We start from the raw sequence: 21,069 nt of genomic DNA, 5'->3' as shown, positions 1-21,069 counted from the left end.
AGTGTTGTATCTAGGGGCGCTTAGTCTGGTGGTTGAGCTTATTAAAATAAGGTCTGGAATAGTCGATTAGCATAGTCATCGGTCATACCCGCAATATAGTCGGCAATAACTCTCGCTGGGTTCTCTTGGTCTTCACCAGCTTTTAACCAACGAACTCGAGTATTTAACGGCAATAAGCGCTCTGGGTCACTGGCAAATGCTTGAAATAACTCCATTACGACTTGCTGCCCCTTAAAGCGCACCATTTCAATCTCGGGCGTCTGGATAACGTAATGTAGTACAAAGCGCTTAAGCACCTCTAAGGCTTGCGCCATGGGAGGGGCCATCTGTGCTTTTAAATCGAGCAATGGCTCATCAAAGCGCTGCTGTGCTTGCAAGCTTATTGATGTGATAAACGCATTAACTAAGCTGCCAATAGCATCTTTTTGGTCATAATGGTGGCGGCTAAAGAGCTTTACTGATAGCGCGCCTATTTCATCGGCCAACCAGCATTGTTTAATATCGGCAATGGCCGAAGCCACTTGCTCTTGCCAGTCTTGTCGATTGACGATCCCCATTACAATGGCATCTTCTAAATCATGAACCCCATAGGCGATATCGTCAGCTAACTCCATGATCGAGCAATCTAAAGACTTATAAATGGATTTTTTATGGCGTAAAGGGTTTACTGTTTTGGATTGGGTGAAACGATCGCTATCTTTAGCGCTTAAGCTAGCCAGAACCCAGTTATAAAGGCTCTGGTCGTCGTCATAAATCCCTTTAGCTGGGGTCCAATCTGCTACTTTAAGCTGCCTAAAGCTTTTAGCGACAGGTGGTAAGGGGTGGCGCTGTAATTGGCTTAGCAAACAAGGATACTTGATAATGCCTAATAGGGTGCGGCGGGTGAGATTCATCCCGTCATCTTTGGTATAGGGCTCTAATTTCGTTAATATTCTAAAGGTTTGAGCATTGCCTTCAAAACCACCATTGTCGCGCATCATATAGTTGAGAGCTACTTCACCGCCGTGACCGAAAGGGGGGTGACCAATGTCGTGGGCTAAACAAAGACTTTCAATGAGGTTTAACTCAGGAAGGTAGTTATTGAGGGTTTGGTTTTTGGCTTGCAGGTGCCCGACAATTCCGGTGCCAATTTGGGCAACTTCCAGAGAGTGAGTGAGTCGAGTTCGGTAAAAGTCATTGTTGCCTATGCTCAATACTTGAGTCTTGTTTTGTAAACGCCGAAATGCTGCTGAGTGAAGGATCCTTGCGCGGTCTCGTTGCCAAGGGGTTCTATGATCATTACGTCGTTGGCTTTGTTCTTCGGCGAAGCGCGCAGTGCCAGCTTGTTGGCTTAATTCGGTCATGATGATAGCTCCAGGCTAAAGCGTTTAATTTACATTACACTACCTTTTCTAAAAATTACATGACCTTATACTAAACAGCACGGATAAAAAAAGGCGCTAGTGAGCGCCCTTTAGTCTTTTTAGGTATTTGCTTAATCTGCTTGGCGGTAACCTTCTAAGAAGTTGGCTATTTTGCCAATGGCTTCTCGCAACTCTTCTTCTCGTGGTAAAAACACGATACGGAAGTGATCGGGTTTAGACCAATTGAAGCCGGTACCTTGTACCACCAAGATTTTTTCTTGTTGGAGCAAGTCGAGGGCAAATTGTTGGTCGTCCTTAATGTTGAATTTTTTCACATCAAGTTTCGGAAATAAGTACATGGCACCTTGCGGCTTTACACAACTTACCCCTGGAATATCGTTAAGCAGTTGCCAAGCCAGGTTACGTTGCTCGTATAAACGCCCACCAGGCACAATCAACTCATTAATACTCTGATAGCCGCCTAATGCCGTTTGTATCGCATGTTGCACCGGTACATTGGCACATAGGCGCATAGAAGCTAGCATGTCTAAGCCGTCAATATAATCTTTGGCCCGATGCTTAGGCCCGCTAACGAGTAGCCAACCAGAACGAAAACCACATACTCGATAAGCTTTAGATAAGCCGTTAAAGGTGAGTGTTAGTACGTCATCTGACAAGGTCGACATTGGAATATGTAGGGCTTGATCGTATATCACTTTTGAATAGATTTCGTCAGCAAACAAAATCAAGTTATGTTCACGCGCCAGCTCTACCAACTCTAGCAATATTTCTTTGCTGTATACTGCACCGGTTGGATTATTCGGATTAATTACCACTAAGCCTTTGGTTCGCGGCGTGATTTTGCTGCGTATGTCTTCGATATCGGGGAACCAGTCCGCCTCTTCATCACATTGGTAATGAACGGGATTGCCGCCTGACAGCGTTACGGCAGCTGTCCATAAAGGGTAATCAGGTGACGGTACCAGCATTTCGTCACCGTTGTTTAATAGCGCTTGCATGGCCATAACAATCAGCTCACTAACGCCGTTACCTAAATAAATATCTTCTAGGGTGGTTGTGCGCAACCCTTGCAGTTGGTAATGGTGCATCACCGCTTTGCGGGCGGAAAACAATCCTTTCGAGTCACAATAACCCTGAGCGGTAGGCAGGTTATGAATAACATCGACCAAAATTTCTTCTGGCGCTTCAAAATTAAATTCGGCGGTATTGCCTATATTTAATTTAAGAACTCTATGCCCCTCTTCTTCAAGGCGCTTGGCTTGTTTCAGTACTGGACCACGAATGTCATAACAGACGTTGTCGAGCTTATGTGATTTGACTATTTGATGCATGATTTTTACGACCGTTGGCGAATAGGGCTATTAACTTATTTTTTGCCGCTGCATGCAAGTATTTGCTAAGAGTATTTAGTTTTTTCTTGGTTTTTTGTTTAGTTAAACAGTGAGTACTAGCAACTTAATGATAAACTTAACTAAATTTTAGCCTTATATTGTGAGCCAATGTTAGAACTCAAACACCTAAAAACCTTACAAGCCCTCAGAGAAACAGGCTCTTTAGTGGTGGCTGCTCAACGTTTGTGTTTGACTCAATCGGCTTTGTCTCATCAGCTTAAAGATTTAGAATCGCGCATTGGCGCTAAGCTATTTGTGCGTAAAACTAAGCCCTTGCGTTTCACAATGGCTGGCTTACGAGTATTAGATTTAGCCGATAGTGTGATTGAACAAGTTCAGCATACCGAGCGAGAATTAGCCCGTTTAGTTGACGGTGGAGCAGGGCGCTTGCACCTTGCGATAGAGTGTCATAGCTGTTTTAACTGGTTAATGCCTGCTATCGACAACTACCGAGCGTTGTGGCCAGACGTAGAGCTAGATTTTAGTAGTGGCTTTAGCTTTGAACCATTACCCGAGTTGGCTCAGGGGCAATTGGATCTGGTGATTACCTCTGATCCCCAACCCAGTGAGGGAATTATTTTTTCCCCGCTTTTTTCTTATCAGCCCACCTTGGCGCTAAGTCCAAATCATCCCTTAGCCAAGAAGGCGCTGATCGAACCTGAAGATTTTGCCAAGCAAGTACTGATATCTTATCCGGTAGATAGCCATCGTTTAGATCTGTTTAATTTGTTTTTAGACCCTGCAGGGGTAGAACCTTTGGCTATTCGAAAAGTTGATATGACCATTATGATGATGCAGTTAGTGGCAAGTGGTAGGGGGGTTGCAGTGCTGCCTAACTGGGCCTTAACCGAGTATGTTAAAAAAGGTTATATCGTTACTCGGCCTTTGGGTGATGGAAAATTATGGCAAAACTTGTACGCAGCCAAACACCAAAGTCATCAAGATAGTGCTTATATCGATGCTTTCTTAAATATTGCCCGTGAACATTGCTTTAGCCATTTAGATGGCATTAAGAACATTGATGAGGAAGATGTATCGTGATTGGCAGGCTTAAATAGGGTCAATGGCGATAAGTTGATTGTCGAACATGTTTTTGATCAAGCCGACAAACTCATCAATAAATTGCAGTTGTTGCTGAGTAGGGCTGCGCATCCATACCCCTGACAATACTTGTTCCAAGTCATTCACTACCGAATCAATCTCTCTAATCACGGTAAAGCGATGCTCACTGTCTAGGTGCTCATGTTGTCTGCAGACTAACATGACGCTTTCAGCCAATTGCTCTGTCACGTAGTCGCATATAGTCAAAGGGTTTTGTTGCGTTCGAGTATGCTCAAACAACGCCAAGTTATCGGTTAAAAAACCTATAAGCTGAATGTATCCTTCACTATCTGTAACCATCGCGCAAAGTTCCTCTCGATATTCAAAATGCTCGCCTAGTGTATAACGATTAGGGTGTAAAAAAACCTGTCATAGAATAATTTTGTTGTCGATCACAAGGTTTGGGTTAATTCTGCCGAGTGGATATAGGCCTGATTACATGAACTCGGTATATTTAAACGCGGATTAGCCCGTTTTAAATCGCGTAAATGGTATTCCAGTAGTCGTTTATCTATCGGGGTGCTGCTCTCGGTTTTGTTAAGCCAGCTTACCAAGCTTTCGGTATTTTTTTGAAATCCTTGTTCTAGATCTGCAATTTGCTGCTTGGTTTTAAGCATTTCTTCAACATTAAGTGGCGAGCGCTGTACCAAATTTATCAGATAAGGGGTTAGTTTATGAGCTTGCTTCATATAGCTATCTTCGACTGGCACCGGTGACAGTTTTAAGTCTTGTTGGCGCTCTAACTGCCCACAAATATGATTGGCTTTTACTAAGGCAACCGTTTGCTGAATCACTTGGTTGGTATCAAATCCTTCACCGTACATTTCATGAATGCCGGTGGCTAAGTCATGTTTAGCTAAGCGCACTTTCGGAAAGGTCAGTTGCTCTCGGGTAAATAACCTCACTCGGTTAGGCGCCGCTGCTCGAGGCACGATGATCGCTACTTGATGACGTTTCTGTTGGAAATAGAGGTTGGCGAGCGCTTGTTGTTGTTCGCTTATGCTAATCAATTGCCCACTAATCTGGCAGCCAATCGATTTAGGCACATCACCGACTTGGCTAGCGCTAACATACTGGTGAGGGTAATCGGGCAGCGCTTGTATTTGGCCTAACTGGCGTTGCATAAAATGGGTGGCGATGGCCGCACGACAAATGGCGGTTTCGCCAATGGCGGGCGCGCTCATGACTTTCCAGCCAATAAGCACAGCGGTAATCAATAATAGGGAGCTACTAATCACAATCAGCGGTTGGCGTCGAATGATCATTACGGCCTCACAAGCAACACAAATAAAAAAGACGTATCTTTGTTATCTGTCATTAAGCGTAAAACTGAAGGTCTTATTCACAGTATAGCCCAAGCATTGCCAGCCATGCTCGCAATGTTTGGAGGGATTTAGGCTATTTTTTGTTTTACAGGGGGTAACTCTGCGAGCTCAACAGTGCCTTTGGGCTTGCTGCAACAACTGAGTATTTGGCCTTGCGGGATGTTCGCTAAAGGCGTGTGGCTGTATTCCACTTCGCCTTTCACTAAGGTGGTTCGGCAGGCGCCACAAACACCTTCACGACAGTGGTACTCTGGGGTAAAACCAGCTTGCTCGTAGGCCTCTAAAATGCTTTTGTGGTGGCCATCTACGACCACCTCAATACCACCTGCAATAACTCGCCCTTCTTGTTGAGACATTACAGTTCAAAGTCCTCAAAATCATCTACGTGGATACTAGAGTCAATTTGGCCCACTAGGTAAGAACTTATTTCAGCTTCTTGCGGTGCTACCTGTACGTTGTCAGAGACTAACCAAGAATTAATCCAAGGGATCGGATTGCTACGATCTTCGAAGCAAGGTAATAAGCCAACACCTTGCATACGACTATTAGTAATATATTCAACGTATTGGCACAGTATTTCTTCGTTCAGACCAATCATTGAACCATCTTTAAATAGATACTTGGCCCATTGTTTTTCTTGCTCTGCTGCATCGGTAAACATACGCCACGCTTCTACTTCACACTCGGCAGCAATTTCGGCCATTTCTGGATCGTCTTTACCTTCGCGCATTAAGTTGATCATGTGCTGGGTGCCGGTAAGGTGCAAGGCTTCGTCACGGGCAATCAGTTTGATGATTTTGGCATTGCCTTCCATGAGCTCTCGCTCGGCAAAAGCAAATGAACAAGCAAAGCTTACGTAGAAGCGAATCGCTTCTAAAACGTTTACCGACATCAAACATAGATAAAGCTTTTTCTTTAGCTCGCGAATAGTGATGTTGTGGATTGTGCCATCAACTTCATGCTGACCTTCACCGTGTAAATGGTAAATAGACGTGGCTTGAATCAGGTCATCATAGTAACCGGCAATATCGTTAGCGCGTTTGATAATTTCTTCATTTTGCATGATGTCATCAAACACTTCACCAGGATTACCCATTACATTACGAATAATATGGGTATATGAACGTGAGTGAATAGTTTCACTAAAGGCCCACGTTTCTATCCAGGTTTCTAGCTCTGGCAAACTCACCAAAGGCAGCAAGGCGACATTAGGCGAGCGCCCTTGAATGCTGTCTAATAGGGTTTGGTACTTTAAGTTACTGATAAAAATATGCTGCTCGTGAGCCGGTAACTTATTGTAATCAATTCGATCTCGGCTTACGTCTACTTCTTCTGGACGCCAGAAAAAAGACAGTTGTTTTTCGATTAGTTTTTCGAAAATTTCATGACGCTGTTGGTCATAACGGGCCACGTTTACCGGCTGCCCAAAGAACATTGGCTCTTTAGTGGCATCGTTGGCTTCTAGTGTGAAAATTGAGTAGCTCATCTACATTTTTCCTAAACATTCATGTTGCGCTAGAGCGCGTAAACTTGGCTTAAATCTTACATGCACCGCCAGCGCAATCATCGTCTTCTGGCTCTGGTTTCATGTTGTCATGTTGATCACTAGCACCGTCTCGGGTGTTATGGTAATACAGCGTTTTAACCCCGTATTTATAGGCGGTTAGCAAGTCGGCAATCAGCGTTTTCATTGGTACACGGTTACCTTCAAAACGCGATGGGTCATAGTTTGTGTTGGCCGAGATGCTTTGGTCTACAAATTTTTGCATTAAACCAACGAGTTGTAAGTAACCGTCGTTATTGGGAATGTCCCACAACAACTCATAGTTGTCTTTAACGTTTTCAAAATCAGGAACCACTTGCTTAAGAATACCGTCTTTGCTGGCTTTAACACTAATGAAACCACGCGGTGGTTCAATGCCATTGGTTGCGTTAGAAATTTGGCTTGAAGTCTCTGATGGCATCAGCGCTGACAAGGTTGAATTGCGTAAGCCATGGGTGGTGATTTCGTTGCGCAGCTCTTCCCAGTCATAATGTAGCGGCTCGTTGCTCAGCGTATCCAATGACTTCTTATAAGTGTCGATAGGTAAAATACCCTGCGAATAAGTGGTCTCGTTGAACATTGGGCAAGCGCCTTGTTCTTTGGCTAAGCGCATAGAGGCTTTCAATAACCAGTATTGAATCGCTTCAAAAGTACGGTGGGTCAGGTTATTGGCACTACCATCACTGTACTTGGTGCCATTTTTAGCTAAGTAGTAGGCATAGTTAATCACACCAATACCAAGCGTACGGCGGCCATCAGAGCCTTTTTTAGCCGCTAATATTGGGTAATCTTGGTAATCTAATAAGCTGTCTAAAGCACGTACCGCTAAATCTGATAACTCTTCAAGCTCATCCAGGTTTTCAATCGCACCTAAATTAAAGGCTGAGAGGGTACACAAGGCAATTTCACCATTCTCATCGTGTACATGCTGTAATGGTTTAGTTGGCAGGGCGATTTCTAAACATAGGTTAGATTGGCGCACTGGCGCTTGTACTGGGTCAAATGGGCTGTGAGTATTACAGTGGTCGACGTTTTGAATGTAAATACGACCAGTAGAGGCGCGCTCTTGCATTAGCAGTGAGAATAGCTCAACCGCTTTAATCGACTGTTTACGAACGTTTGAGTCTTGTTCGTATTGCACATACAAACGTTCAAACTCGTCTTGGTCTTGGAAGAAGGCATCGTAAAGGCCAGGCGCATCACTTGGCGAGAATAGGGTGATGTTTTCACCTTTTACCAAGCGCTGGTACATCAATTTGTTTAGCTGCACACCGTAGTCCATGTGACGAACTCGGTTATCGTCTACACCACGGTTATTTTTAAGTACTAATAACGATTCTACTTCTAAATGCCAAAACGGGTAGAAGATAGTGGCTGCACCACCGCGAACGCCGCCTTGCGAACAACATTTTACTGCCGTTTGGAAGTATTTATAAAAAGGGATACAGCCGGTGTGGAAGGCTTCACCACCGCGTATTTCACTGCCCAAGGCGCGAATGCGACCAGCATTGATACCAATGCCTGCACGTTGCGACACGTAGGTAACAATAGAAGACGCCGTTGCGTTTATAGACTCTAAGCTATCGCCACATTCAATCAGTACACAAGAGCTAAATTGACGCGTAGGGGTACGTACACCTGACATAATCGGTGTAGGTAATGAAATTTTAAACTTCGAGGTCGCATCATAAAAACGACGAATGTACTGCAAGCGTACCGATTTGTCGTAATGGGCAAACAAACAAGCGGCTACCAGAATATAGAGAAATTGCGCACTCTCGTAAATTTCACCGCTTACTCGGTTCTGAACCAAGTATTTGCCTTCTAATTGCTTAACGGCACCGTAAGAGAAGTCCATATCACGCCAGTGATCGATAAAATCATCCATTTGGGCAAACTCTTCAGGCGTGTAGTCTTGCAGCAAGTGCATGTCGTAGCGACCTGCTTCACACTGTTTTACCACATGGTCGTACAGCTTCGGTGGCTCAAATTGGCCATAGGCTTTTTTACGCAAGTGGAATACCGCTAAACGCGCGGCTAAAAATTGGTAGTCTGGCGTTTCTTGCGAGATTAAATCGGCTGCAGATTTAATAATGGTTTCATGAATATCTTTAGTGGCCATCCCCGAATAGAACTGAATGTGTGACTTAAGCTCTACTTGCGATACCGATACATTATTAAGCCCTTTAGCGGCCCAAGTAATCACTCGGTGGATCTTGTCTAAGTTGATCGCTTCTTGTTTACCGCTTCGTTTGGTTACCAGTAGATCTTTATTCATGAAGGGGGGGCCTATTATCCTAATTTCGCTATTGCTTATCTAGTTGCTCTGTTTTTCTTTAGCCACTAGATATAGTGTTTTTTACATTTATGGATACAAGATAATGAGGTTTTGGCTTTTAAGCAAGATCTAGGAAAAGTGTAAAAATTGTGTATAACTTGCAGATAACTCATGAATGTTAGTGACTACTAACTAGCTATCGGTATGTGTTAAACAGCTGGCACCAATGCAAGGTTTTTTTCACGATTTTTTAGCCAAAAAAATTATTTTTATAAAACTTGAACTTGCTTACAAATCATTCAACCAGTCGCTTATTGTTTGCTCGAGTTGCTCACTTTTTTGACAATGTAAATCGGCCGCCCAGTCATCCGTTTTATCATGCGCTGAAATGTAGCCCCATAAGGCTAATAGCGTTGTCATATTGGTGTTATTACCCGCTGCAATATCTCGTTCAGCGTCACCAACATACAAACAGTTGTTTGGCTCAACGGCGATGTTTTTACAAGCCAGCAGCATCGGTTCAGGATCCGGTTTGCGCTGAGCAATAGTGTCGCCACCGACCAATACGCCGCACTGCGAAAATTCAGGGAAATAAGCCAGCAATTGTTTACTTAAGCCTTCCGGCTTATTGGTGACCACGCCCCAAGGAATAGCGCGTTGATTGAGTAGTTGCAGCGCTTCTTTTATGCCGGGGAAGAAATCTGTGCCTTCACATATGTGCTGTTGATAGTAATCGAGCAGCTGTTGGCGCAATTCTGTTTGGGCTTGGCTAGCCCAATCGTCGCCAAAGCCGGCTTTTAATAAGCCAATGGCGCCATGAGAACTGAGTTCTCTCGCTTGCGCTAGGCTAAGAGGTGCTCGTTGGTATTGGGCTAACACATAGTTTGCCGCTGCGCCTAAATCAGGCGCGGTATCTAATAAAGTTCCATCTAAGTCAAACAACACCGCGGCTTGTTTATTCATGGTTTTGCTCCGGCTTGGCTAACTGCACCATATAATTCACATCAACATTGGTGCTTAAGCTAAAGCTATCAATAATCGGCAAAAACTGTACCCCGCTAATGGCTTCTGAGCGCAATCCATTTTGATCAGCCCAAGCCAGTAATTCTGAAGGACGAATGAACTTGTCATGCTGGTGAGTACCATTAGGCACTATCTTCAATAGTTTCTCGGCCGCTAGAATCATATAAAGGTAGGCTTTGGGAGTACGGTTAATGGTTGAAACAAAGATTTTCCCGCCGGGTTTCACCAGTTGCGCACACGCCGCAATCACCGAGCCTGGATCGGGCACGTGTTCAATCATCTCCATACAAGTAATTACGTCATAAGTGGCCGCGTGAGTGTCGGCATGGGCTTCAGCCGTGGTTTGCAGATAACGTAACTGGGTGCCTGTTTCTAAGGCATGCAGTTTGGCCACTTCTATTTGTTCTTTCCCCATATCGATGGCTGTGACATCTGCGCCGCGTACCGCCATGCTCTCGGCTAAAATGCCGCCGCCACAACCAATGTCCAGCACTTTCTTGCCAAATAAGCCAACCGAACCACGTTCAATATAGTCAAGTCGTAGCGGATTGATTTGATGCAGGGTTTTGAATTCACCTTGCTTATCCCACCAACGCGAGGCTAAACCTGCAAAATGAGCAATCTCTTGGTGGTCAACATTTTCGCTTGTATTGCGCTGTTCCATTATTTTATCAATCCACGTCACTATTTATAGGCATTATATGAACTTGTGAATCGCAGTCACAAGCTTTTGTTCAATTCTGGTGTTTTTTCGTTTTTCTAATAGAAAAGAGCGACATCAGGCCTGTTAAGGTCGCTATTTTATGGTAAAGTTTGCGATTACGCTGAGTATTTGTAAAAAGCAATAAAAACGAAGGATTTTGTCGTCTATGAGCGATCTTGCAAAAGAGATTACGCCGGTCAATATTGAGGATGAACTAAAGAGTTCATATCTTGATTATGCCATGAGCGTTATTGTGGGGCGTGCCTTGCCGGATGTACGTGATGGTTTAAAACCAGTACACCGTCGGGTGCTATTCGCAATGAACGTACTGGGAAATGATTGGAACAAACCCTATAAAAAGTCTGCCCGTGTGGTAGGTGATGTAATTGGTAAATATCACCCACATGGTGATAGTGCTGTTTACGATACGATTGTTCGCATGGCGCAGCCATTTTCGCTGCGATACATGTTAGTTGACGGTCAAGGTAACTTTGGTTCGGTTGATGGCGACTCTGCTGCGGCAATGCGTTATACCGAAATCCGTATGGATAAGTTAGCCCATTCATTACTGGCTGACTTAGAAAAAGAAACCGTTGATTTTGTACCAAACTACGATGGTACTGAGCAAATTCCTGAAGTATTGCCAACCCGAGTGCCTAATTTATTAGTTAACGGTTCTTCTGGTATTGCGGTAGGCATGGCGACTAACATCCCACCACACAACTTAACCGAAGTGGTTAATGGTTGTTTGGCGATGATAGAAAAACCAGATATTAGTATTGACGAGTTGATGGAGTATATTCCTGCTCCTGATTTCCCAACCGCCGGTATTATTAATGGTCGAGCTGGCATTATTCAGGCTTACCACACTGGTCGCGGTAAAGTATCTATTCGCTCAAAAGCAGAAGTGGTTACCGATAAAAACGGTAAAGAAACCATTATTGTTCACGAGATCCCCTACCAGGTGAACAAAGCTCGCTTAATCGAAAAAATGGCCGAGCTGGTAAAAGATAAGAAATTAGAAGGTATTTCAGCATTACGTGACGAGTCAGATAAAGACGGTATGCGTATTGTGGTTGAGCTGAAACGCGACGCTGTGGGCGAAGTGGTACTAAATAACTTGTACTCACAAACCCAAATGCAGGTGTCTTTTGGTATGAATATGGTGGCGCTTGATAACGGCCAGCCTAAGATATTCAACCTGCAAGAGATGATCGAATGTTTCATTCGTCACCGCCGCGAAGTAGTGACACGCCGAACCGTATTTGAATTACGTAAGGCCCGTGACCGTGCCCACATCCTTGAAGGCCTAGCGATTGCACTGGCTAACATCGATGAAATTATTGAGCTAATTAAAACCTCTCCAACGCCCGCTGAAGCAAAAGCTGCCTTGGTCGCGAAGGGTTGGGACCTCGGTGCTGTATCGGCGATGCTAGAACGCGCCGGTGACGACGCCGCTCGCCCAGATTGGTTAGAAGCAGAGTTTGGTATTCGTGATGGTCAGTACTTCATTACGCCTACTCAAGCACAAGCTATTCTAGATTTACGTTTACACAAGTTAACCGGTCTAGAACACGAAAAAATCATCAGCGAATATAAAGAGCTGTTAGATCTTATCGCAGAATTACTGCACATCTTAAATACGCCTGAGCGTTTGATGGAAGTCATTCGAGATGAGCTAATCGCAGTTCGAGAACAATTTGGTGATGAGCGTCGCACTGAAATCTCAGCAAACAGCTCTGATTTATCAATTGAAGACTTAATTAACGAAGAAGACGTGGTAGTTACCCTCTCTCACGAAGGCTACGTTAAGTACCAACCGCTTACTGAGTACGAATCTCAGCGTCGTGGTGGTAAAGGTAAAGCCGCCACTAAGATGAAGAATGAAGACTTCATCGAGAAGTTATTAGTGGCGAATACTCACGATACAGTATTGTGTTTCTCTACTGTTGGTAAAGTGTACTGGATGAAGGTGTATCAATTGCCTCTTGCTAGTCGCCAAGCCCGTGGCAAGCCAATTGTTAACTTACTACCGTTAACTGAAGATGAGCGTATTACCGCGATTCTGCCGGTACGTGAGTACGAAGAAGACAAGTTCATCTTGTTTGCAACCGCTAATGGCACGGTTAAGAAAACCCCGCTTACCGCGTTTAAACGTCCGTTATCAAGCGGTATCCGCGCGATTAACCTAAACGATGATGACCGATTAATTGGTGTAGACATTACTGACGGTAACAATGAAGTTATGTTGTTCTCTGACGCAGGTAAAGTGGTTCGCTTTAACGAGAAGCAACGCGACAGCGAAACCGGCGCCGTGAAACTTGACCCAGAAACTGGCGAAGAGTTATTGGCTTTACGCCCAATGGGACGTACTGCAGCAGGTGTTCGTGGTATTTCTCTCGACGCAGGTCAAAAAGTGGTGTCGCTAATTGTACCAAACGGTGATGGTGATATTTTAACCGCCACTGAAAATGGTTATGGTAAGCGTACGCGACTTGAAGAGTACCCAGCTAAGAGCCGTGCAACCAAAGGTGTGGTCTCTATCAAAGTGAGTGACCGTAACGGCTTGGTAGTCGGTGCTGTTCAGGTTACTGAAGCGCAAGAAATGATGCTGATTACCGACGCGGGCACCTTAGTGCGTACTCGAGTCAACGAAGTATCATTGGTAGGCCGTAATACTCAAGGTGTTACTTTAATTCGTACCTCTGAAGAAGAGAAAGTGGTGGGCTTACAGCGCATCGACGAGATTGAAGAGCCAGAGTTAGACGAACTAGCCGAAGGTGAAGTGGCCGACGCAGAAGGCACTGCTGAAGCAGAATCTAGCCCAAGCAGTGGTGAAGAGCCTGCAGCTGGCGGTGATGAAGCTGCTAGCAGTGACCCCGAACCAGAAGAATAGTAAAAAAGTAATAAAAACAACGGGCGGCTTTTAGCCGCTCGTTTTTGTTTTAAAAACAATATACGAACCACAAAAGTGGTCGCACACAACATATTAGTAAGAGATTTAACATGGATAAAATTTACAATTTTTGTGCAGGTCCTGCCATGTTACCTGAAGCTGTAATGCAACAAGCACAAGCAGAGTTTTGTGATTGGCAGGGGCTAGGTGTATCAGTAATGGAAGTCAGTCATCGCGGTAAAGAATATATCGCCATGGCCGCACAAGCCGAGCAAGACTTACGTGATTTACTCGATATCCCAGATAACTATAAAGTGTTGTTTTGCCAAGGTGGTGGGCGTGGTCAGTTTGCCGCAGCTCCACTCAATTTATTGGGTGAGAAAACATCTATTAGCTTTATTACTACCGGCCAGTGGTCTAAAAGCGCGGTAGCCGAAGGCGAAAAACACGCAGATGCCAAAGTGTTCGATGCCTTAAAGACTGACGAAAACGGTCAGGTAGCGGTTAAAGCAAGCGCTGAATGGCAACTAGATCAAGACGCCGCCTATGTGCATTATTGCCCCAATGAAACCATTGAAGGCATCGCTATTGATGAAATCCCAGACGTCGGTGACATGGTATTGGTAGGGGATTTCTCATCAACCATATTGTCGCAACCCATTGATGTAAGCAAATTTGGCCTTATTTACGCAGGGGCGCAAAAAAACATTGGCCCATCTGGCTTAGCCATTGCCATTGTGCGTGAAGACTTATTAGATAAAGCACACCCATTAACGCCAAATATCTTTAACTACAGCTTGTTGGCTGGCAGCGACTCTATGTTTAATACGCCGCCAACTTACTCATGGTATTTGGCGGGCTTAGTCTTTAAATGGTTAAAGGCACAGGGCGGATTAACCGCGATGGTCGAAAAGAACGCTGCCAAAGCAGAGCTACTGTATTCATTTATTGATGGTAGCGATTTCTACCAAAATAATGTTGCAGCTGAAAACCGTTCTAAAATGAATATTCCTTTCCAATTGGCTAACAGCGAGCTAGATGCTGCGTTTTTAGCTGAATCTGCGGCTGCAGGACTCGTCACGCTAAAAGGCCATCGTATTGTAGGCGGCATGCGCGCCAGTATATATAACGCGATGCCCATTGAAGGGGTACAAGCTTTAGTGGCCTTCATGGATGATTTTGCTAAGCGTAATAGCTAAGGATAAAACATGAGTTGTGATTTTCAGGCCTTAGCGAACGAGGGTATTCAAGGATTACGCCCTTACCAAGCAGGTAAACCTACTGATGAATTAGAGCGCGAGCTAGGCATTAGCGATATTGTTAAATTGGCCTCTAATGAAAACCCAACAGGGATGAGCCCAAAAGCAAGCGTGGCTATCGAACAAGCGGTGGCAGAATTAACGCGCTACCCAGACTCCAATGGTTTTTATCTAAAGCAAGCCTTGGCGGATAAATACCAGCTGTCGGCCGAGCAATTTACCTTAGGTAATGGCTCTAACGATGTATTAGATTTAATTGCTCGAGTATTTGTTAGCCCTGAGCACGAAGTGATTTTCTCACAGCATGCTTTTGTGGTGTATCCTATCGTTACTCAAGCGATTGGTGCTAAAGCGGTTGTGGTACCGGCTAAAAATTGGGGCCACGATTTGACCGCCATGGCTGAGGCAATAAGCGACAAAACGCGTTTAATATTCATCGCGAACCCGAATAATCCAACCGGAACTTTTCTCACCAGTGAAGCGCTATATGGCTTTATGCAGCGTGTTCCCGAAAATGTAGTGGTGGTGCTTGATGAAGCATATTACGAGTATTTGTCGGTCGAAGAACAAGCGCCATCAACCGCTTGGCTGAGTGAATTTGCTAATTTGGTGATTACTCGTACATTTTCTAAAGCCTATGGCTTAGCTGGCTTGCGTGTGGGGTATGCAATTTCAACCCCACAGATAGCTGACTTACTTAATCGATTACGCCAACCATTTAACGTTAATAGCTTGAGCTTAGTGGCGGCGGTCGCAGCCTTAGACGATCAGCAGTATTTGCAGCAGAGTGTCGATTTAAATCAGCAAGGTTTAGCTAAGTTAAGCGTCTTCTTTAGCGACAATAAGATTACTTTTATCCCGTCTAAAGGTAACTTTATCAGCTTTTTAGCGCCAGATGGCGATGCCGAAGCACTCTATCAGCAGTTGTTGCATAAGGGTGTGATTGTACGCCCTGTTGGGCCTTACCAAATGCCGGGTTATTTGCGGGTAAGTATTGGCACTGAGCAAGAAAATCAAACCTTTATTCAAGCATTAAGCCAGCTTATTGGCACTAAATAAGTAGAGAACTCGAAACATGGAACAACTAACCTTACAGCCTATTTCGCGTATTAATGGTGAAATTAATCTACCAGGCTCAAAGAGCGTATCAAACCGTGCTTTGTTGTTAGCCGCCTTAGCTGAAGGCGAAACAGTATTAAGTAACCTGCTTGATAGTGACGACATCCGTCACATGCTAAACGCGCTAAAGAAATTGGGTGTTAACTACCAATTGTCTGAAGACCGTAGTCGCTGCACAGTAAATGGCTTAGGCCGTGCATTTCAGCTTGAACAAGCCGAAGAGCTGTTTTTGGGTAACGCTGGTACAGCAATGCGCCCGCTATGTGCAGCCTTGTGCTTGAGTCAAGGCGAGTTCACTTTAACCGGTGAACCGCGCATGGAAGAGCGACCAATAGGCGCTTTAGTCGATGCATTACGTCAAGTAGGCGCAAAACTCACTTACTTAAAAAATGAGGGCTATCCGCCGCTTAAGATCAGTGGTACTGGCTTGCAGGGCGGTAAGGTTGATATCGATGGTTCGGTATCAAGTCAGTTTTTAACGGCCTTTCTTATGGCCGCACCTTACGCTAAGCAAGACATCGAGATTTCGATTGTCGGTGATTTAGTGTCTAAACCCTACATTGATATCACCTTAAAGATGATGGCAGCTTTTGGGGTTGAGGTTGAAAACGATAATTATCAGCGGTTTGTGGTTAAAGGTCAGCAAGTTTACCGTGGCGCGGGTGAGTTTTTAGTTGAAGGTGACGCCTCGTCGGCTTCTTACTTCTTGGCCGCTGGTGCGATTAAAGGCGGTGAAGTTAAAGTGACCGGCGTTGGCAAAAAGTCGATGCAAGGCGATGTATTGTTTGCTGATGTGCTAGCGGCGATGGGAGCAGACATCGAATGGGGAGACGACTATATTATCGCTCGCCGCGGTGAATTAAGTGCCGTAGATATGGACATGAACCATATCCCCGATGCGGCTATGACCATTGCCACTACAGCATTGTTTGCTAAGGGTACAACCTGTATCCGAAATGTGTACAACTGGCGTGTTAAAGAAACCGATCGTTTAGCGGCGATGGCGACAGAATTGAGAAAAGTGGGCGCGACAGTGGTTGAGGGGCATGACTTTATTGAAGTGACCGCACCACAGAAACTGAACCATGCGGCGATTGATACTTACGACGATCACCGTATGGCTATGTGTTTTTCTTTAGTGGCTTTAAGCGATACCGCGGTAACGATTAATGATCCGAAATGCACATCTAAAACTTTTCCCGATTATTTTGATCGCTTGCAACAACTTAGCGAATAAATAAGTCGATAATTACTAGTAACTTAGTTAATCTTAAAAGAGTCACAGTGTGACTCTTTTTTTTCATCCGTGTTTTGACCCAAGTATCACTGGGTTTAAAAATAAATAGGCAAAAAGCCAATACTAAAACACGGCAAAAACGGTAACTAATAACTATGAATGTATATACTGCGCGCCAAGCGATATTTGATCGCCGGCAGCGAGTTGTCGCCTATGAATTGCTTTTTAGAGATGGCCCAGAGAACGTATTTCCGGATATTGACCCTCATGAAGCGACCTCTAAGCTTATTGTTCGAACCCAGCTTAATGATGGCTTAAAGGCGATAACCCAAGGTAAGCCTGCTTTAATCAACTTTTCTGAAGAAAGCCTACACTCTGAGATCATCAAGTTACTGCCCAATAAACAGGTAGTGATTGAAATTCTTGAAACCGTCAAACCCAGTGAAAAATTGTACAAGCGCTGTCAATCGCTGTTTCATCGTGGCTACCGACTAGCATTCGACGACTTTGTCTACAAAGATGAATGGGAACCTTACCTAAAATTTATTCGCTTAATTAAAGTGGATATTCAACGAACGCCTTTCGAGCAGCTCGAGAGTTTATTTGCGGCGGTTAAAAAGCGAAAGAATATTAAATTATTAGCTGAAAAAGTTGAAACCCAACAAGAGTATTTAAAAGCGTCAGAGTTAGGTTTTAATTTCTTTCAAGGTTATTATTTTTGTAAGCCTGAGATGCAGTTGTCAAAGGATCTTGACGCTAGCTACCTGATGATTTCTCGTTTATTTTATGCCGCAACCAAAGAAGATGTTAATGTCAGCGAGGTGGTACGTTACTTTGAACGTGACACGGGCTTAACCTATAAGTTATTACGTTTTGTTAACTCCGGTAATTTACCTATTATTGACGATATAACGTCGATAAAACAAGCGGTTGTGTATATTGGTAATGCTCAGTTACGCAAGTTAGTCGCCTTGTTAGCAAGTGCTATGTCGGTGAGTCATAAACCGAGAGAGTTAGTACGAATGTCGGTGCATAGAGCGCGCTTTTGTGAGCTAGTGGCGATGCGTAAATCGCCAGCCATGCGTGAAGCTGCGTTCTTGTGTGGTTTGTTTTCTTTGCTCGATGCTATTTTAGATAAACCGCTTTATGACTTGTTGTACAGTTTACCTTTAGACCAAGAAATCAGAGATGCTTTGTGCAGTGAGCAGCCATCGATATTAAGGTCAATGTTGTTAACCATTAAGTCTTATGAGCAGGGGCATTGGTATTTAACTGAACGTTTAGCTGTGCAGTTGCGAATGGACTATAGCCAAGTTGAACAATTGAATTTGCAAGCGCTGCTATGGAGTGAGCAATACCAGTCGATGATCGCTTCCGGTTAATGAAGAACGTGGGTTTTTGGACTGACCTGCCAGTTTTGTGAGTTGAATGCTCATTTACCTAAGTTTTAGTGTATTTTGTTGAGTTCAAATCAAATTAAGATACGAGTGAGTTTGTTAATATTTCTCTCGATAAATTGTACTTGGCCCGAAGAACGCCAAGACAGTGGTATTTTTTAGGAGCTAAATAGTTTGCGGTTGTGCCTCGTTAAAATTTTAACGTTGCTAGTGGTAGGTTGCTGTTGGTCATTGAGCGTTCATGCTTATATTGTCAATGCGAATGAATATCAATGGCTTGAAGATAATCCAAAGGTGAAAGTTGCGGTCATTGCCGACAGCCTACCTTTGGAATATGTCGACGATGCTGGCATTCCGCAAGGTTATGCAGTAGAAGTGCTAAATCAACTTGCTTTTCAAACCCGTTTAAAACTTGAATACAAAATCTTTGCTAGCGTATCTGAAGCTATTTTGGCTTTACAGCAAGGTAAAGTGGATATGCTTAGCAACGCCAGCAATCACCGACGGCTCAATCCTTTTGTTCGTTATACCCAAACCACTTGGAGTCAACCTCTAGCCTTATTCCAGCCTTTGGATAAAGCCCGTTTTTCTGATATGCAGCAGTTTTCTGGGCAAGCGGTGGCGGTGGTATCTGGAAGTAGCGCCCATGAAGCATTGTTAACGTTTTACCCCAGTGTAGAGCTTTTGTTATATCCCACTTTGATCGAGGCTATTCGCTCGGTGGCCGAACAACAAGCCGTTGCCTTAGTGGCTGGTAGCGATGAAGTTGCCGCGCATTTGCGCGCCATGCCGCAATGGCGGCTACAGCAAGCGGTCGAGTTGGCACCGTCATTGCCGCACCAATTTGCTATTCGCGATGACTGGGAACCTTTAGTTACCCTCTTCAATCGCAGTATTAATTCTCAAGAAGCTAATTTTACTGAGCAAAGCTATCATCGCTGGCAAGCTTATGCTGCACCTCATAAACAGGCTTCGTTGTTCTCCTATTGGTGGTTTTTGGGCGTGCTGTTAGTTGCGGCTATAACGGCGTCTATTACTCTGCTGGTTCGACAGCAGCTTAGCCGAGCAAGCCATAAAAACCTGCTACTACGAGAGCAATTAGATTATTGGAAAAACCATGATGAAGTCACCGGTTTACCTAATCGACGCCAAATCACGCGATTAATTACCAATTGGCTAGATGACGCAATGCCTTTGTCGGTGTTGATGTTCGATTTTCCGCGACAAAACGAAGTGTTTGAAAACTTTGGTCAGCGTTTAGGCGAGGTCACCAAAGAAGCCTATGCCAAGCGAGTACAAAAAAGCCTAAAGAAACACTATCCTGATGCGCAATTAGCCTACTGGTACCATCATTACTTTGTGGTGGTAGTGCCACAAATAAATAAAGATAAAGAGGTTATTGAGATTGCCAAGCAGATCGTTCAAAGCTGTCGGGGTTGGTTGCGCTTAGAACAACTGCAATTATTGACGCGTTGCCATGTTGGCTATAGCGCCTATCACCCTCGCCGAGAAGCCTTGCACAGCGACACGCTATTAGCTAATACCTTTACCGCCCTGAACCATGCCGTTAAGACAGGGGCGAGCATTTGTCGCTATCATCCAGATTTGAGTCAAGCGGGTTTGGTCAAATTAACCTTAGAGTCGAAATTGCGAAAAGCGATTGGTAATAACGAATTAGAATTATATTTTCAGCCTCAATATTGCTTAAAAACAAACACTATCGTTGGCGCAGAAGTGCTATTGCGTTGGTTTACTGCTGATGGCGCCATCTCTCCCGATGAATTTGTACCGGTAGCCGAAGAAACAGGCTTAGTGCTACAACTGGATAAATGGGTATTTCAAAACGCGATGCGCTTTATGGCGCGATACGCTAATCAGTTACCCGAGGGTTTTAAACTGTCAGTGAATTTTTCAGCGAGTACCGTGTCTTTGGGCCACGCAGAGAAAATAGCGATTAGTTATGCTCGCCAATGGCAAGTTAACCCCCAACGTATCTGTATCGAAATTACCGAATCCGCGATGATGGAGCAACCCTTAGAAGCAAAAGCCAGTATTCAACGAATGCGTGATGCAGGCTTTGGTATCGCGATTGACGATTTTGGTACGGGTTACTCGTCAATGGCTTATCTAAAACATCTGCCCGTTACCATTTTGAAAATTGACCGTGCTTTTGTGGTTGGTTTAGAAGACAATCTATCTGATCAACATATTGTTAAAGCAATGGTTATGATCGCCCGTAGTATGAAGTATCAAGTATTGATCGAAGGGATTGAAACCCAAACCCAAGCTAATCTAGCGTCGGTCATGGGCTGTGAGCAAGCGCAAGGTTATTTCTTCGCTAGACCTCAGCCAGAAAAAGATTTTGTTAATCATTACCTCCTAAAAACACGGGCCAAAGAGAACCTTCGACTCGTCGTTAACTAATCTTGGCGC

Annotated in this window: 16 protein-coding genes; 7 read left to right on the top strand and 9 right to left on the bottom strand. The window is 44.3% G+C overall.

What is annotated here, in order from left to right:
- Positions 1–41 precede the first annotated feature (41 nt).
- Together ACVFI8_RS02990 and ACVFI8_RS02985 are read right to left on the bottom strand one after the other, a co-directional pair.
- Positions 42–1,343 (bottom strand): anti-phage deoxyguanosine triphosphatase, encoded by a 1,302-nt coding sequence (locus tag ACVFI8_RS02990; RefSeq protein WP_457873003.1) that lies wholly within the window; start codon positions 1,341–1,343, stop codon positions 42–44.
- A 131-nt stretch (positions 1,344–1,474) separates the two neighbouring features.
- Positions 1,475–2,695 (bottom strand): pyridoxal phosphate-dependent aminotransferase, encoded by a 1,221-nt coding sequence (locus ACVFI8_RS02985; RefSeq protein ID WP_457873002.1) that lies wholly within the window; start codon positions 2,693–2,695, stop codon positions 1,475–1,477.
- Positions 2,696–2,863: 168 nt separating this feature from the next.
- Between ACVFI8_RS02985 and ACVFI8_RS02980 the strand changes: the two genes are divergently transcribed.
- Positions 2,864–3,796: a LysR substrate-binding domain-containing protein gene (locus tag ACVFI8_RS02980; RefSeq protein WP_248714908.1), complete on the top strand. Its 933-nt coding sequence runs from the start codon at positions 2,864–2,866 to the stop codon at positions 3,794–3,796.
- A gap of 9 nt (positions 3,797–3,805) precedes the next feature.
- Here the strand turns inward: ACVFI8_RS02980 and ACVFI8_RS02975 are convergent, their stop codons facing one another.
- The 7 genes from ACVFI8_RS02975 to ubiG form a co-directional block, all read right to left on the bottom strand.
- The gene (locus tag ACVFI8_RS02975; protein WP_248714909.1) at positions 3,806–4,156 is read right to left on the bottom strand and encodes a DUF3802 family protein; all 351 of its coding nucleotides are present in this window, start codon (positions 4,154–4,156) and stop codon (positions 3,806–3,808) included.
- Positions 4,157–4,248: 92 nt separating this feature from the next.
- Entirely contained in the window at positions 4,249–5,121 is an 873-nt protein-coding gene (locus ACVFI8_RS02970; RefSeq protein WP_248714910.1) for a hypothetical protein, read from the bottom strand.
- Between the two features lie 128 nt (positions 5,122–5,249).
- Positions 5,250–5,537 (bottom strand): class I ribonucleotide reductase maintenance protein YfaE, encoded by a 288-nt coding sequence (gene yfaE / locus ACVFI8_RS02965; protein WP_248714911.1) that lies wholly within the window; start codon positions 5,535–5,537, stop codon positions 5,250–5,252.
- Entirely contained in the window at positions 5,537–6,667 is a 1,131-nt protein-coding gene (gene nrdB / locus ACVFI8_RS02960; RefSeq protein WP_248714912.1) for a class Ia ribonucleoside-diphosphate reductase subunit beta, read from the bottom strand. The genes yfaE and nrdB overlap by 1 nt, the downstream gene beginning before the upstream one ends.
- A gap of 49 nt (positions 6,668–6,716) precedes the next feature.
- Positions 6,717–9,002, bottom strand: a complete 2,286-nt coding sequence (gene nrdA / locus ACVFI8_RS02955; RefSeq protein WP_457873001.1) for a class 1a ribonucleoside-diphosphate reductase subunit alpha — start codon at positions 9,000–9,002, stop codon at positions 6,717–6,719.
- Positions 9,003–9,290: 288 nt separating this feature from the next.
- The gene (gene gph / locus ACVFI8_RS02950) at positions 9,291–9,965 is read right to left on the bottom strand and encodes a phosphoglycolate phosphatase (protein ID WP_457873000.1); all 675 of its coding nucleotides are present in this window, start codon (positions 9,963–9,965) and stop codon (positions 9,291–9,293) included.
- Positions 9,958–10,689, bottom strand: a complete 732-nt coding sequence (gene ubiG, locus ACVFI8_RS02945) for a bifunctional 2-polyprenyl-6-hydroxyphenol methylase/3-demethylubiquinol 3-O-methyltransferase UbiG (RefSeq protein WP_457872999.1) — start codon at positions 10,687–10,689, stop codon at positions 9,958–9,960. The genes gph and ubiG overlap by 8 nt, the downstream gene beginning before the upstream one ends.
- A gap of 205 nt (positions 10,690–10,894) precedes the next feature.
- Between ubiG and gyrA the strand changes: the two genes are divergently transcribed.
- The 6 genes from gyrA (at position 10,895) to ACVFI8_RS02915 (ending at position 21,060) form a co-directional block, all read left to right on the top strand.
- Positions 10,895–13,624 (top strand): DNA topoisomerase (ATP-hydrolyzing) subunit A, encoded by a 2,730-nt coding sequence (gene gyrA / locus ACVFI8_RS02940; protein ID WP_248714916.1) that lies wholly within the window; start codon positions 10,895–10,897, stop codon positions 13,622–13,624.
- A gap of 110 nt (positions 13,625–13,734) precedes the next feature.
- Positions 13,735–14,823, top strand: coding sequence for a 3-phosphoserine/phosphohydroxythreonine transaminase (gene serC / locus ACVFI8_RS02935; RefSeq protein ID WP_457872998.1), 1,089 nt, complete (start codon positions 13,735–13,737; stop codon positions 14,821–14,823).
- A 9-nt stretch (positions 14,824–14,832) separates the two neighbouring features.
- On the top strand, positions 14,833–15,942 hold the full coding sequence (gene hisC / locus ACVFI8_RS02930) for a histidinol-phosphate transaminase (RefSeq protein WP_457872997.1): 1,110 nt from the start codon (positions 14,833–14,835) through the stop codon (positions 15,940–15,942).
- A 16-nt stretch (positions 15,943–15,958) separates the two neighbouring features.
- Positions 15,959–17,239 (top strand): 3-phosphoshikimate 1-carboxyvinyltransferase, encoded by a 1,281-nt coding sequence (aroA, locus tag ACVFI8_RS02925; RefSeq protein WP_457872996.1) that lies wholly within the window; start codon positions 15,959–15,961, stop codon positions 17,237–17,239.
- A gap of 155 nt (positions 17,240–17,394) precedes the next feature.
- Positions 17,395–18,621 (top strand): EAL and HDOD domain-containing protein, encoded by a 1,227-nt coding sequence (locus ACVFI8_RS02920; RefSeq protein WP_457872995.1) that lies wholly within the window; start codon positions 17,395–17,397, stop codon positions 18,619–18,621.
- A 246-nt stretch (positions 18,622–18,867) separates the two neighbouring features.
- Positions 18,868–21,060: a putative bifunctional diguanylate cyclase/phosphodiesterase gene (locus tag ACVFI8_RS02915; RefSeq protein WP_457872994.1), complete on the top strand. Its 2,193-nt coding sequence runs from the start codon at positions 18,868–18,870 to the stop codon at positions 21,058–21,060.
- Positions 21,061–21,069: the final 9 nt, after the last annotated feature.

This window comes from Agarivorans sp. MS3-6, from assembly GCF_054112545.1.
The sequence above is the reverse complement of the archived record's forward strand: the minus strand, read 5'-3'. Positions and strand labels throughout refer to the sequence as shown.